Genomic DNA, 14,054 nt, shown 5'->3' on the forward strand with positions numbered 1-14,054 from the left:
GTTTGAAAGAGCGCGCGGAATGCCGGGAGCGGGGGGCCGGGATGTCGCGGACGGGACGCGCCCGGGCGCTCGGGCCCGGGGCCAGTCTTCGAATGCCCGCGCGGCGCTAGAGACCGATATAGAGGGCCGCGACGGCCCGGTCGATCGACAGGTAGAACACCCCGAAGGCGACGACCGCGGCGGCGGCGAATTCGAGGGTGAGGTTCGAGAGCGTCTGCGAGCGGCGCATGACCTCGCGGCCGAAATAGACGCTGAGCCACGCCACCGTCAGGACGGCCGGCATCACGAACAGGAAGGAGAGCGTGCTCTCGACGCGGCCGAGGCCGGCAGGGTCGAGGAGGGCGCGGATGTTGCGCACCCACGGCGCGTAGCAGGAGGCGTACAGGGTGGTCATCCAGGCAAGGCCAACGGCGACGCCGAGATGAAAGGTGAAGATGCGATGCAGGCGCGAGAAGTCGTCGCGCGCGTCGTCTAAGGTCATTCGCCAGCCCCCTGAATCAGCCATGCGCCCCGCGACGAACGTTGTGGCATCGTCGTTAAGGAGCGGTTGACACGGGGTATGTTGAGGAAAGCCGGGTTTTTTGTGACGCCGGCGCGCGCGCCGGCGCCACGGATGTGGCGATCCGTGGGCGCTCAGCCCTTCTGCATCGCGGTCTCGGGCTTGTTCTCGCGCATCAGCATTACGAAGCGCTCGAACAGGTAATGGCTGTCGCGCGGGCCCGGCGAGGCCTCGGGGTGGTGCTGCACCGAGAAGGCCGGGCGGTCGCTGAGCGTCAGGCCGCAATTCGAGCCATCGAACAGCGAGACATGGGTCTCGACGGCGTTCTCCGGCAGGCTCTGCGGGTCGACCGCGAAGCCGTGGTTCATCGAGACGATCTCGACCTTGCCGGTGGTCTTGTCCTTCACCGGGTGGTTCGCGCCGTGATGGCCCTGCGCCATCTTCACGGTGCGCCCGCCGAGCGCCAGGCCCATGAGCTGGTGGCCGAGGCAGATTCCGAAGGTCGGCACCCGCTCCTCCAAAAGCTCCCGGATGACCGGCACCGCGTAGGCGCCGGTGGCGGCCGGGTCGCCCGGCCCGTTCGACAGGAAGACGCCGTCGGGCTTGAGGGCCAGGATCTCGGCGGCGCTGGTGGTGGCGGGCACCACCGTCACGTCGCAGCCGGCCTCGGCCAGGAGCCGCAGGATGTTGCGCTTGACCCCGTAATCGATCGCCACGACCCGGTAGCCCTGGCCGGGCTCGCGCCGGCCGTAGCCGCCCTTCACGGCCCAGACGGTCTCGGTCCAGTCGGAGGTCTCGCGGCTCGTCACCGGCGGCACGAGGTCGAGACCCTCCATCGGGGCGAGCGCGGCGGCGCGCGCCTTCAGGGCCTCGCGGTCGAAGCGGCCCTCGGGATCGTTGGCCAGGACCGCGTTCGGCATGCCGTGGTCGCGAATGCGGGCGGTGAGCGCGCGGGTGTCGATGCCGGTGATGCCGGCGATGCCGCGGGCCTTCAGCCAGCCGTCGAGGTGGCGCGACGAGCGCCAGCTCGACGGCTGGGTCACCGCCGAGGCGATCACCACGCCGCGCACGCCCGAGGCCGGGGCCGCGTCGAGGCTCTCGAGATCCTCGTCATTCGTGCCGACATTGCCGATATGCGGGAAGGTGAAGGTGACGATCTGCCCCGCATAGGAGGGATCGGTCAGGATCTCCTGATAGCCCGTCATCGCGGTGTTGAAGCAGACCTCGCCGTCGGCGATACCGGTCTGGCCGATGCCGAACCCTTCGAGGATCGTCCCGTCCGCCAGGACCAGGAGGGCGGTGGCGACGGGCTCGGCCCAGGGCTCCGGCGAAGAGCGCTCGGGCGCGGGGCGGGGATGCGCGGGGGCGCCATCGTCTTGCAGCATCGGCGTGATCTCGCTTATGTCCGGCCGGACCCCGCGCCCCCGAAGGCGCGCGTGCAGGTGGCTTGAAACGTACGGCGCTCATACCGAGCGCGCTGTCACGGGGTCAATGTGGTCCCGGCGCGCCGGTCCCTCAACCGCCGCAAATCGCAGGCCACCCAACAGATTTTCGAATTGGAGACGAACATGCCGTTGCGCGAGCGCTTCACCGCCGAGATGAAGGAGGCCATGAAGGCCGGCGAGAAGGCGAAGCTCGCCACCGTCCGGATGATTCAGGCGGCGCTGAAGGACAAGGACATCGAGGCCCGCGGCCTCGGCAAGGACCCGGCGAGCGACGAGGACATCCTGGCGCTGCTGCAGAAGATGATCAAGCAGCGCAACGAATCGGCCAGCGTCTACGACCAGGGCGGCCGCCCGGAACTGGCCGGGAACGAGCGCGCCGAGATCGCCATCATCGCGGGCTTCCTGCCCCAGCAGATGGACGAGGCCGAGACTGAGGCGGCGATCGCCGCCGCCGTCGCGGAGACGGGCGCGGCCGGCCCGAAGGACATGGGCAAGGTCATCGCCGTCCTGAAGGGCAAGTATGCCGGCCGCATGGATTTCGGAAAGGCGAGCGGGCTGGTCAAGGCGGCGCTCTCCGACAAGGCCTGAGGAACTCAGCCCGGGGGGCCTCAGGTGCGGCCCTGCTTGCCCCGGGCCTTGATGTAGCTGCGCAGCACGGCGTTGATGCGGCCCTGGTAGCCGCTGCCGCCGTGCTTGAAGAAGGCCAGGATGTCCTCATCCAGCCGGATCGAGATCGGCACCTTGCGCGGTGGATCGATGGCCTCGGCCTGCGACCAATCGATATCGAGGGGGGCCGCATCCGGATCCTCGGCGACGGCGGCGGCGATGGCCTCGTCCGACAGGCCCGCGATGCGGGCCGTATCCGTCAGCCCCCTGGTCAGCCCTTTGAGCCGCTCATGTCTTGAAACGCGCGTCGTACGCTTCCCGCTCATTTCGCCTCGCCGCTCTGGCCGAGATGATCCGCACGACGCCGTCGCGATCGGTCCAAACCACCGCCGCGAGGGCCGGCCCGATCCGGCCCAGGCTGACCTGTCGCGGCTCGCCCGCATGCTGCGAGGCGAATGTGAGGTGTGGATAATCGAAGATCGCGATCGCATCGCGAAAATCGATGCCATGCTTCTCCAAGTTGCTGATTCGCTTGCGCTCGTCCCACGCGAACGCTTCGGGCATGGGTGCGTGACGCTCTCGGCGGAATCGCGTGGTGGCCCAGCTTGGCGGGACGAATTGTTAAGCCATTTTTGACGATGATGAAGAGGCCGCTCAGAGCCAACGTGACGTCCTCGATCCGGGCTCGATCCCGCTTGAAAATACAATTGTATATACAAAGCCGTTTCTCGGCAATCGCACGTCATCCCTCACGCAAGGCGCCGACCCGCGAACTGGCCATCTGATGCGCTACCCGCCCCACCTCCTGGACGAGATCCGCGCCCGGCTGCCGGCCTCCGACGTGATCGGCCGGCGCGTGCGGCTGAAGAAGGCCGGCCGCGAGTGGCGCGGCCTGTCGCCGTTCAACGCCGAGAAGTCGCCCTCCTTCTACGTGAACGACCAGAAGCAGTTCTATCACTGCTTCTCATCGGGCAAGCACGGCGACGTCTTCACCTTCCTGATGGAGACGGAGGGGCTAAGCTTCCCCGAGGCCGTCGAGAGGCTCGCCGGGGAGGCGGGCGTATCCTTGCCGGCGCCGAGCGCCGACACCCGCGAGATGGAGACCCGGCGGCGCGGCGCCATCGAGGTGATGGAGCTCACCGCCGCTTATTTCGAGGAGCAGCTACGCGGCGCGGCGGGGGCGCAGGCCCGGGCCTATCTCGACCGGCGCGGGCTCGGGACCGAGATCCGCACCCGCTTCCGGCTCGGCTACGCCCCCGGGGCGCGCTACGGCCTGCGCGACTTCCTGGCGGGCAAGGACGTCGAGAAGGACCTGATGGCCGAGCTCGGCCTCCTCGTCACCGGCGAGGACATCCCTGTCCCGTACGACCGCTTCCGCGACCGGATCATCTTCCCGATCGCGGACCTGCGCGGCCGGGTCATCGCCTTCGGCGGCCGGGCCATGCAGGCCGATGCCAAGGCGAAGTACCTGAACTCGCCGGAGACCCCGCTCTTCCACAAGGGCCAGGGGCTCTACAACCTGCACCAGGCCCGCAAGCCGGCGCATGAGCGCGGCACCCTCATCTCGGTGGAGGGCTATGTCGACGCCATCGCGATGACGATGGGCGGGCATCCGAACGTGGTGGCCTCCCTCGGGACGGCACTGACCGAGGAGCAGATCGCCCTGCTCTGGCGCCACGCCGACGAGCCGATCCTCTGCTTCGACGGGGACGGGGCCGGCCAGCGCGCTGCCTTCAAGGCCCTCGACGTGGCGCTGCCGCTGCTGGCGCCCGGAAAGTCCCTGCGCTTCGCGCTCCTGCCCGAGGGGCAGGACCCGGACGACCTTCTGCGCTCGGGCGGCCCGTCCGCCCTCGATCGGGTGCTCGACACGGCCAAGCCCCTGGTCGAGGTGCTGTGGTCGCGCGCCACCGAGGCCGGCCCGCTCGACACGCCCGAGCGCCGTGCCGGCCTCGCCAAGACCCTGCGCGAGATGGTGGCGGGCATCCGCGACGAGACCGTCCGGCGCTTCTATCGCGACGAGATCGAGGAGCGGCTGCGGGGCATGTCGCCCCGCGCCAGCGCCCAGCGCGCGCCCTATCAGCCGGGCGCCCGGCCCGGCGGGTTCCAGCGCCGGCCCCGCCCGGGCGACCCGCCGCCCTCGCCGCGGCTCACCGCGGGCCCGAGCGCGCAGCTCGCCCGCTCGACCGGGTTTGCCGGCAGCGGCAGCTCGCGCGAGGCCATGATCGTCGCGAGCCTGCTCGCCCATCCGGAGCTTCTGGGCCTCGGCGCCGAGGATCTGGCCGAACTCGATCTCGAAGACCCGGACGCGCAGGCCTTGCGCTCGTTCCTGCTCGACCGGGCGGCCGATGCGGCACAGCCGGACGCGTCCGTGGTGGAGAACCGCCTGAGCCGCTCCGGACTCGAGGCGGCCGCCGAGCGCCTGGCCGCCAGGGTGCGCCCCGGCGACCGCTGGACCCTCGACCCGCATGCCGATCCCGTGCGTCTCGAAGACGCATTGCGTCAGGCCGTGATCTTGCACCGCAAGGCCGGCGCGCTAAATAGCGAACTCCGCCAGGCTGAACGGGCATTGGTCGAAGAGGAAACCGAGGCGAACTTCGCGTGGCTGTGCGACGTCAAGGAGCGCTTGGCGGTGATCGCCGGAGCGGAGGCGGAGACGGACTTGCCTGACACGACCGACTCGACCGCGCCTTGAAGCTCGTGCAATGGCAGGGTTACGCAACGCCCCGGCGTCGCATAGTTAACAATCGGTCAAGCGTCTTGCTTGCATACCGGGATCTGAGATCGACGCGGCCGGTGGGTGAGCGGGCTGCGGTTCACATGCATTGCGGCGTCGATGGCGCGGGGCGGCCCGAAAGCTTCGGCATCACGCTGCCACGAAAACAATAGGCTGATCATGGCGACGAAGGCAACTGAACGGGACGAGACGGACACCGCTCCGGAGCAGCAGACCGACGGGCCGCTCCTCGACCTGACGGATGCCTCGGTCAAGCGGATGGTGAAGCTCGCCAAGAAGCGCGGCTACATCACCTATGAGGAGGTCAACGAGGTCCTGCCCGACGGCCAGTCCGACCCGGACCAGATCGAGGACGTGCTGTCCCAGCTCTCCGAGATGGGCATCAACGTCGTCGAGGCGGAGGAGACGGACGACGCCGCCAACGAGCGGCCGGCCGCCGGCGAGACCGCGGAGGACGAGGAAGGCAGCGAGGGCACGGAGGTGGCCGAGGTCGCCCCGACCCGCGCCGTCGCGGTCGCGACCACCACCAAGGAGCCGACCGACCGCACCGACGACCCGGTGCGCATGTATCTGCGCGAGATGGGCTCGGTGGAGCTGCTGTCCCGCGAGGGCGAGATCGCCATCGCCAAGCGCATCGAGGCCGGCCGCGAGGCGATGATCGCGGGGCTCTGCGAGAGCCCGCTGACCTTCCAGGCCATCATCATCTGGCGCGACGAGCTCGTCGACGGCAAGGTGCTCCTGCGCGACATCATCGATCTCGAGGCCACCTATGCGGGCCCCGACGGCAAGAACGCGCCCCAGATCGCCGAGGGCGAGGAGGCCGAGGAGGGCGACGGCGAGCCCCCGGCGGCGCCCGAGGGCGGCGACGACGAAGACGACATGGAGAACAACGTCTCGCTCGCCGCGATGGAAGCCGAGATCAAGCCCCGCGTCCTCGAGACCTTCGACGCCATCGCGGACAATTACCGCAAGCTGCGCAGGCTCCAGAACGAGCATGCCGAGCTGAAGGCCGGCGGCGGCGCGGCCACGAGCGGCCAGGACCGGAAGCGCTCGGAGCTGAAGGACGCCGTCGTCGCCGACGTGAAGTCGCTCTCGCTCAACAACAACCGTATCGAGGCGCTGGTCGAGCAGCTCTACGACATCAACAAGCGGCTCCTCTCGCATGAGGGCCGGCTGATGCGATACGCCGAGACGCACGGCGTCGCCCGCGAGGAGTTCCTGCGCCATTACCAGGGCTGGGAGCTCGACCCGAACTGGATGGAGCGCGTCGGCACGCTCGGCGGCAAGGGCTGGAAGAACCTCGTCGAGAAGGGCGGCAACCAGGTCGCGCAGCTGCGCGAGCAGATCCTGACGCTCGCCTCCGAGACGGGCCTGGAGATCGGCGAGTACCGCAAGATCGTCAACATGGTCCAGAAGGGCGAGCGCGAAGCCCGTCAGGCCAAGAAGGAGATGATCGAGGCCAACCTTCGCCTCGTGATCTCGATCGCCAAGAAGTACACCAACCGCGGCCTGCAGTTCCTGGACCTGATCCAGGAGGGCAATATCGGCCTGATGAAGGCGGTCGATAAGTTCGAGTACCGGCGCGGCTACAAGTTCTCGACCTACGCCACTTGGTGGATCCGGCAGGCGATCACCCGCTCGATCGCCGATCAGGCCCGCACCATCCGCATCCCGGTGCACATGATCGAGACGATCAACAAGATCGTCCGGACCTCGCGCCAGATGCTGCACGAGATCGGCCGCGAGCCGACTCCGGAGGAGCTGGCCGAGAAGCTCGCCATGCCGCTCGAGAAGGTCCGCAAGGTCCTCAAGATCGCCAAGGAGCCGATCTCGCTGGAGACGCCCATCGGCGACGAGGAGGACAGCCACCTCGGCGACTTCATCGAGGACAAGAACGTCGTCCTGCCCATCGACGCGGCGATCCAGTCGAACCTGCGCGAGACCACGACGCGCGTGCTCGCCTCGCTCACCCCGCGCGAGGAGCGCGTGCTCCGGATGCGCTTCGGCATCGGCATGAACACCGACCACACCCTTGAGGAGGTCGGCCAGCAATTCTCGGTGACCCGCGAGCGCATCCGCCAGATCGAAGCCAAGGCCCTGCGCAAGCTCAAGCACCCGAGCCGCTCGCGCAAGCTCCGCAGCTTCCTCGACAACTGAGCCGGACCCGGCACAGGCCGGGCCCGGACATTCGTGCCGATGCCCGAGGACGCGAAACCTCCACGAAGTTTCGCGTCCTCGGCCTGTTCTCGTCGTCAGGTTTCGCCGCGTCGCTGCATTTACGACAGGGTGCGACCGTCAGTAAGGTTTCGGCGTCGCGAATCCGTCCGTGACCATTGCCGCCTTCCCGCCGCCGCACCACCTTGGCCGTATGCTCGACCTTGGCCCGCAGAAGACGCCGTCCTTGCCGACCGCCGAAGCCGACGGCTCGGAGGCCGAGGGCGTGCCGTTCGGCCTGATGCAGGATTGCGTCGCCCTGCGCGACTGGCTCCTGAGCGAGGGCACGCGCGTGCTCGCGGCGGATGACCTGCTGGCCGGTCTCGCCGAGCGCCTCAACGAACTCGACGTGCCGGTGGACCGGGCGAGCACCGCCATCGATACCCTGCACTCGGAATATGCCGGCGTCGGCCGTTCCTGGAGCCGCGAGGGCGGCGCGACCGTGCGCCTGTTCCCGCATGGCGAGGCCTCCGACGCGGCCTACCGGGCGAGCCCGTTCTACACGGTCCACCAGACCGGCGCCTGGCTGAGCCTCGACCTCGACGAGACCCCGGACGAGACCTACGCGATCCTGCCCGAGCTGAAGGCCGCGGGCTACCGCCACTACCTCGTGGCGCCGCTGATCTTCACGAACGGGGCGCGCAACGGCATTACCTTCGCCACCCGGGCGAAGACGGGGTTCCGCGACGACCACATCGCGATCCTGCGCTTCATCATGCCGACGCTCGCGGCCGTGATGGAGATGCGCCTCGTCAACAAGCAGCTCGATCAGGTGCTGCGGATCTATGTGGGCGACGAGCCGCACCGGGCGATCCTGTCGGGCTCGATCCGCCGCGGCCACGTGCAGCGCATCCGCTCCGCGATTCTCTTCGCGGACATGCGCGACTACACCCACATCTCCGCCGACATGACGCCCGAGGAGGCGGTCGACCTCCTCAACATCTTCTTCGATTGCCTCGTCCCGGCGATCGAGCGCGAGGGCGGCGAGGTCCTGAAATATCTCGGCGACGGCCTGTTGGCGATCTTCCGCGAGCCCGGCGACGACCTCGGCGGCGCCGCCAAGGGCGCGCTCACCGCCGCGCAGGCGGCGCTGACCGCCCTCGACGAAGCGAACGCGCTCGGGCGCTTCGCCGACCCGGTCGCGGCCGGCATCGCGCTCCATCACGGCGAGGCCGCCTACGGCAATGTCGGCTCGGGCACGCGCCTCGACTTCACGGTGATCGGGCGCGACGTGAACCTCGCGAGCCGCATCGCCCGTCTGAACAAGACGCTCGGCGAGCCGCTCCTGATGTCGAAGCCCTTCGTGGATTTCCTCTGGGGCGATCCCGAGCCGCTGGGCGAGCACGTCCTCGACGGCTTCCCGGAGCCGATGCTGGTCTACCGCCCCGGGCGCAAGCCCGCCGCCTGCCGCGATCGGGCCTGAGGCGGGCCCTGCGTTCGGGCGCCCCCGGGCCTTGACCCGACGCCGCCCGCGTCCCAATCTAAGGGCGTTCCAGGGAGATCCCCGGCAAGGGGCTGAGAAACCGATGGACCTTTCCTTCGCGGAAAGGTCGGCGCGGAAATCCTTCGAACCTGATCCGGCTCATACCGGCGTAGGGATTGGACCGCGGGTTTCGAGAAAGCCCGGTTGCTTCGAAGAGAAGCTGCAGGACACCAATCTCTGCGGGCCATCGCGGAGATCGATCCTTGGCATCCGTGCCGACATCCCCCATCGGACTGCGCCGCGCGGCGTCCCCGCCCGCCGCCGCCGCCGCCCTCCTGCCGGCGCGCGCCGATTGCGTCGTGGTGGGCGCCGGCGTCATCGGCCTGTCCATCGCCTGGACGCTCGCCGAAGCCGGACGCTCCGTCACGGTGGTCGAGCGCGGCACGATCGGCGCGGGCGCGAGCCTCGCGGCCACCGGCATGCTGGCGCCGGCCGCCGAGCACGAGCCGGGCTCAGACCGGCTGCTGCCCCTGGCGCTGGAGAGCCTACGCCGCTGGCCGGCCTTCCGCGACGCCCTGCAGGCGGCCTCAGGCCTCGACATCGATTATCGCCAGGAGGGCACCCTCGTCCTCGCCATCGGACGGGACGAGGTGGAGCGCCTGCGCTTCCGCCACGACCTGCAGCGCCGCTCCGGCGTCGAGGCGCAGTGGATCGCCGCCACCGAGGTGCGCCGGCGTGAGCCGATGCTGCGGCCCTCGGTGACGGCCGGCCTGTTCTGTCCCCTCGATCATCAGGTCGATCCGCGCCTCGTCATGGCGGCCCTGATCGAGGCCTGCGCCCGGGCGGGCGTCACCATCGTGGAGGATTGCGCCGCCGAGGCTCTGGTCTGGACGAACGGGCGCGTCACGGGCCTGCGCACCGGCCCTGGCGCCGGCTCCCGCACCGGCGCTGCCGCCGGCGCGATCGAGGCCGAGAGCGTGATCCTGGCCACCGGCGCCTGGAGCGGGGAGGGCGGGCTGCTGCCCGAATCCCTGGCGCTGCCGGTGCGGCCGATCAAGGGCCAGTCGCTGGCGCTGCGGACCACGCCGCGCACGGGCACGCTCAGCCACATGGTCTGGACCGAGCAGGTCCACATGGCGCCGAAGAGCGACGGCCACCTCATCGTCGGCGCCACCGTGGAGGATTGCGGCTTTCGCCCGGGCGTCACCGCGGGCGGGCTCTACGCCCTCCTCGAAGGCGCGCGCCGCGTCCTGCCCGGCATCGAGGAGATGGAGGTGGAGGCCGTCTGGAGCGGCTATCGCCCGACCTCGGACGACGATGCGCCGATCATCGACGTGATCGCCCCCGGCCTCATCGCCGCCACCGGCCACCATCGCAACGGCTACCTCCTCAACCCCGCCACCGCCGACGCCGTGGCGGCCCTCGTGATGACCGGGGCGCTTCCCGATTTCGCGTGCGATTTCGGCCTGTCGCGCTTTGCCCGAACCGAATCCCTGCGCGCATCGGCGTGAGAGCAGCATCATGAACCTCACCGTCAACGGGCAGCCCCGTGCCTGCGAGGCCGCCGACATCGAGACCCTGTTCCGCCTCGAGGCTGAGGAGACCGGCATCGAGAGCCCGCAGGGCATCGCTATCGCGCTGAACGGTCGGGTCGTGCGCCGCCGCGACTGGGCCGCGACGCCCGTCAACGAGGGCGACCGCATCGAGATCGTCCGCGCCATGCAGGGAGGCTAGAGGACCATGAACCCGACCGACACCGTCACGCCGATCCGCCCCCCCGACGACGATGCCCTCGTGATCGCGGGCGTGCGGCTCTCCTCGCGCCTCTTCATCGGCACCGCCGGCTACCCGACGCAGGCGATCATGCGCGACGCCGTCGCGGCCTCCGGCGCGGAGGTCGTCACCGCCTCGATCCGCCGGGTCTCCCTCCAGGGCCACGGCTCGGACACGGTGCGCATCCTCAAGGGCAGCCGCTTCCTGCCGAACACCGCCGGCTGCGAGACGGCCCGCGACGCCATCATGACGGCCGAGCTCGCCCGCGAGGCCCTCGACACCAACTGGATCAAGGTCGAGGTCATCGGCGACCGCGAGACCCTCTACCCGGACGTCACCGAGCTGATGGAGGCCTGCCGCCACCTCGTGGATGACGGCTTCGTGGTGCTGCCCTATTGCAACGACGACCCCGTCATCTGCCAGCGCCTGCAGGATATCGGCTGCGCGGCCGTGATGCCCATGGGCTCGCTGATCGGCTCCGGCATGGGGGTGGCGAACCCGGCCCAGATCGAGCTGATCTGCCGCCGCGCCAGCGTGCCGGTGATCGTCGATGCGGGCATCGGCACCGCCTCGGACGCGGTCCTGGCCATGGAGCTCGGCGCCGCGGCCTGCCTGATCAACACGGCGGTGGCCAAGGCCGACGACCCGGTCCGCATGGCGCGAGCCATGCGCCACGCCGTCGAGGCCGGCCGCCACGCCCATCTCGCCGGGCGCATCCCCCGCCGTGGCCGGGCCGACCCGTCGAGCCCGCAGCTCGGCCTCGTCGGCTCGTGAGCCTGCCGTCGCCGCTCCTCGCGGCGACGGACCGGCACGGCTGCGCCGACCTCGTGGCGCGCGTGGCGGCGATCCTGGCCGGGGGCGGGCGCTGGATCTGGTTTCGTGAGCCCGATCTCGCCCCGCCCGAGCGGCGCCGCCTGGCCGAGGCCCTGCTCCCGCTGGTGCGGCAGGCCGGGGGTGCCCTCAGCATCGGCCGCGACGTGGCGCTCGCCGCCGCGATCGGAGCCGACGGGGTGCACCTGCCCGGCGACACCGCGCCGGACGCGATCGCGACCGCCCGGCGGGTTCTGCCGCGGGGCGCCCTGATCGGCGTCTCGACGCATGGGCCGGCCGAGGTCGCGCGCGCCGCGGGCGCCGATTACGTCACCCTCAGCCCCGTATTCGCGAGCGCGAGCAAGCCGGGCTACGGTCCGGCCCTGGGGCCGGAAAGCCTCGCGGCCGCCGCGAGATCGGGCATCCCGGTCCTGGCGCTCGGGGGCCTGGATCGCGACACCCTGGCACCGTGCCGGCAGGCCGGCGCGGCGGGATTCGCCGTGATGGGCGGCCTCATGCGGGCGCGGGACCCGGCGCGGGCGACCGCGACGCTCCTCGCGGCCTGGGATCGGTCCCGCCCGCCCGCCGGGTCCTATTTCGGCGCCGGACCGTAGGGCGGGCGCGGGATCGCGCGATGGGCCGCCCGGAGGGCCGCCGACCAGCGCTCGCGCAGATCGTGGAAATAGGTCTCGCCGGCCTCGATCCGGTGGTTCACCTCGAGATCGAGGGCGCCCCGGCGGGCGACCGCGATGTCGATCGGCAGGCCGACGCCGAGATTCGACCGCATCGTCGAATCCATCGAGACGAGGCCGACCTTCAGGGCGTCGTAGAGGTCGGTCTGGAATTTCACGGCCCGGTCGAGAATCGGCTTGCCGTATTTGTGCTCGCCGATCTGCAGGAAGGGCGCGTCGCCGCTGCACTCGATGAAGTTGCCGGCCGAGTAGATCAGGAACAGCCGCATCGGCTCGTCACCGATCTGGCCGCCGAACAGGAGCGAGACCGAGAAGCGTAGGTTGGCCGCCTCGAAACCGTCCCTCTCGATGATCCGCACCCGCCGGATCGCCCGGCCGATGAGCTGGGCCGCCTGGAACATGGTCGGAGCCTCGACGAGCTTCATCTTCGGCTCGCCCGCATCTCCCTCGACGCCCTCCGCCAGGAGGCTGAGGACGGATTGGGTGATCGAGAGGTTGCCGGCCGAGGCCAGCATCATCACCCGCTCGCCGGGCACGTTGAAATGGTGGAGCTTGCGATAGGTCGAGATGTCGTCGAGGCCCGCATTGGTGCGGGTGTCGGCGATCATCACAAGGCCCTCCTCGACGAGGAGACCGACGCAGTAGGTCATCGCGAATGGCCTTAGACAGGATCTGGTGTCGAGGATGCCGGATGGCACGTCGGTCACAGGCTGGCAAGGCCGCCCGTCACCGGCGCCATGCATCGTGCGGACCAACCGGATCGGACGCCGCCTCGGCCGGTCCAAATCGGCCGGCGAAACGCCGTTCCTGAGCGTCGGCAACGGCCCCGGGGGCGCAGAATCGCCCCCGGGGCCACCCGGATCACATCCTCGGGACCGTGGTTCGCACCAGGCCTCAATCGAAGGTCGCGCTGTCGGTCAGGTAATCGACATAGGTGCACAGGCGTCCCTGGTACGGGCCGCCGATCGGACCGACCTGATATTCCTTGAGCCGGTCGACCGCGTTCGGCGGAACGAGGTTCGCGATCGTGACCGGGGCGTGAAAGTTGGCCGCCTGCCCCTGCGCCACGATGCGGGTCCCCGCCTCGCTCAGGATCTCGGCATTCGCCACGGTGTTGGTCGCGCCCTGTGCGGCGTTGGCGCCGAGGGCCAGGAACGACGCGGCGGATTGCACGTCCCAGGTTCCGTCCGGGTTGTAGCTGACATTGAAGGATTGATAGCCCGGCGTCGCGTCGCAGAGCGCGGCCGACCGCGACGAGGAGGTGAAGTTCATCACCGTGCCGGCCGTGTAATTCCCGGTCGCGACGTAGAACTTCAGCACGGGCTGGCAGTCGAGATTGCTGTTGGGCAAGGCCGTCACGAAATTCGAGAGCGTGATGCCACCCGACACGTTCTGGATCGCCGAACCCGCATTGTATTTCTGCAGGGTGGGATTGAAGGGCGGCGTGACGATCCGGAAGGATCCGGCCTGAGGACCCTGTGTCGAGACCGGCGTCGACAAGCCCAGCGACGGCTGCACCGTCATCGAGGTCGTGTTGTTGGTTTCCGCGCCGCCGGCCGCGGGCGTCAGGCCGATGGCCTGGCTGGCCGCGAGTTGCCCGGAGGGCTTGCCGACGACGGGGGGAGCGACTTGCTGCTGAACGCCGGCGACGAATTGCAGCACGAGCGAGAAGGTGAGAACGGCACCTGATGTGCTGTAGGGCAGAACGGTCTGTGAGAAGAGGCTATTCGTGTAGACCTCGGATCCACCGGTATAGATCGCCGGCGCCTGGAAGAAGAAAAAACTCTGGGCCGTGTCGCTGTTGTTCCTGACATTGATCGTGATCGGCGTTGCCATCGAGATATCTCTTCATGTTCAA

Annotated in this window: 14 protein-coding genes and 1 riboswitch; of the genes, 8 read left to right on the forward strand and 6 right to left on the reverse strand. The window is 69.6% G+C overall.

Annotated features, from left to right (window positions below; all coding sequences use genetic code 11):
• Nucleotides 1-106: 106 nt before the first annotated feature.
• Both F6X53_RS25630 and carA read right to left on the reverse strand, forming a co-directional pair.
• On the reverse strand, nucleotides 107-481 hold the full coding sequence (locus F6X53_RS25630) for a hypothetical protein (RefSeq protein ID WP_151003664.1): 375 nt from the start codon (nucleotides 479-481) through the stop codon (nucleotides 107-109).
• 152 nt (nucleotides 482-633) lie between these two features.
• Entirely contained in the window at nucleotides 634-1,884 is a 1,251-nt protein-coding gene (carA, locus tag F6X53_RS25635) for a glutamine-hydrolyzing carbamoyl-phosphate synthase small subunit (RefSeq protein WP_151003666.1), read from the reverse strand.
• Nucleotides 1,885-2,067: 183 nt separating this feature from the next.
• Between carA and F6X53_RS25640 the strand changes: the two genes are divergently transcribed.
• Nucleotides 2,068-2,532 (forward strand): GatB/YqeY domain-containing protein, encoded by a 465-nt coding sequence (locus tag F6X53_RS25640; protein WP_151003668.1) that lies wholly within the window; start codon nucleotides 2,068-2,070, stop codon nucleotides 2,530-2,532.
• A 20-nt stretch (nucleotides 2,533-2,552) separates the two neighbouring features.
• Here F6X53_RS25640 and F6X53_RS25645 read toward each other — a convergent pair whose 3' ends face one another.
• A complete protein-coding gene (locus F6X53_RS25645; protein ID WP_151003670.1) occupies nucleotides 2,553-2,876 on the reverse strand; it encodes a BrnA antitoxin family protein in 324 nt (107 codons plus the stop codon).
• Nucleotides 2,839-3,114, reverse strand: a complete 276-nt coding sequence (locus F6X53_RS25650; RefSeq protein WP_151003672.1) for a BrnT family toxin — start codon at nucleotides 3,112-3,114, stop codon at nucleotides 2,839-2,841. The genes F6X53_RS25645 and F6X53_RS25650 overlap by 38 nt, the downstream gene beginning before the upstream one ends.
• A gap of 220 nt (nucleotides 3,115-3,334) precedes the next feature.
• Here F6X53_RS25650 and dnaG point away from each other — a divergent pair, with 220 nt between their 5' ends.
• The 7 genes from dnaG to F6X53_RS25685 all read left to right on the forward strand — a co-directional run bounded on the left by dnaG (nucleotide 3,335) and on the right by F6X53_RS25685 (nucleotide 12,118).
• Entirely contained in the window at nucleotides 3,335-5,242 is a 1,908-nt protein-coding gene (dnaG, locus tag F6X53_RS25655) for a DNA primase (RefSeq protein WP_151003674.1), read from the forward strand.
• Nucleotides 5,243-5,443: 201 nt separating this feature from the next.
• Nucleotides 5,444-7,441: an RNA polymerase sigma factor RpoD gene (gene rpoD / locus F6X53_RS25660; protein ID WP_151003676.1), complete on the forward strand. Its 1,998-nt coding sequence runs from the start codon at nucleotides 5,444-5,446 to the stop codon at nucleotides 7,439-7,441.
• Between the two features lie 211 nt (nucleotides 7,442-7,652).
• On the forward strand, nucleotides 7,653-8,921 hold the full coding sequence (locus tag F6X53_RS25665; RefSeq protein ID WP_151003732.1) for an adenylate/guanylate cyclase domain-containing protein: 1,269 nt from the start codon (nucleotides 7,653-7,655) through the stop codon (nucleotides 8,919-8,921).
• A 62-nt stretch (nucleotides 8,922-8,983) separates the two neighbouring features.
• Nucleotides 8,984-9,115: riboswitch (TPP riboswitch) on the forward strand.
• A 69-nt stretch (nucleotides 9,116-9,184) separates the two neighbouring features.
• Nucleotides 9,185-10,432: a glycine oxidase ThiO gene (thiO, locus tag F6X53_RS25670; RefSeq protein WP_151003678.1), complete on the forward strand. Its 1,248-nt coding sequence runs from the start codon at nucleotides 9,185-9,187 to the stop codon at nucleotides 10,430-10,432.
• Between the two features lie 10 nt (nucleotides 10,433-10,442).
• Nucleotides 10,443-10,655, forward strand: coding sequence for a sulfur carrier protein ThiS (thiS, locus tag F6X53_RS25675; RefSeq protein ID WP_151003680.1), 213 nt, complete (start codon nucleotides 10,443-10,445; stop codon nucleotides 10,653-10,655).
• A gap of 6 nt (nucleotides 10,656-10,661) precedes the next feature.
• Nucleotides 10,662-11,468, forward strand: a complete 807-nt coding sequence (thiG, locus tag F6X53_RS25680) for a thiazole synthase (RefSeq protein ID WP_151003682.1) — start codon at nucleotides 10,662-10,664, stop codon at nucleotides 11,466-11,468.
• Nucleotides 11,465-12,118 carry a thiamine phosphate synthase gene (locus F6X53_RS25685; RefSeq protein WP_151003684.1) on the forward strand — a complete coding sequence of 218 codons (654 nt, stop codon included), beginning with the start codon at nucleotides 11,465-11,467 and terminating at the stop codon, nucleotides 12,116-12,118. The genes thiG and F6X53_RS25685 overlap by 4 nt, the downstream gene beginning before the upstream one ends.
• Here F6X53_RS25685 and F6X53_RS25690 read toward each other — a convergent pair.
• Both F6X53_RS25690 and F6X53_RS25695 read right to left on the reverse strand, forming a co-directional pair.
• On the reverse strand, nucleotides 12,097-12,846 hold the full coding sequence (locus F6X53_RS25690) for a proteasome-type protease (protein ID WP_151003686.1): 750 nt from the start codon (nucleotides 12,844-12,846) through the stop codon (nucleotides 12,097-12,099). The two genes, F6X53_RS25685 and F6X53_RS25690, sit on opposite strands and share 22 nt — an antisense overlap.
• A 244-nt stretch (nucleotides 12,847-13,090) precedes the next feature.
• Complete coding sequence (locus tag F6X53_RS25695; protein WP_151003688.1) at nucleotides 13,091-14,032, reverse strand: hypothetical protein; 942 nt, start codon at nucleotides 14,030-14,032, stop codon at nucleotides 13,091-13,093.
• Nucleotides 14,033-14,054: the final 22 nt, after the last annotated feature.

It is taken from the genome of Methylobacterium soli, assembly GCF_008806385.1.
Classification (GTDB): domain Bacteria; phylum Pseudomonadota; class Alphaproteobacteria; order Rhizobiales; family Beijerinckiaceae; genus Methylobacterium; species Methylobacterium soli.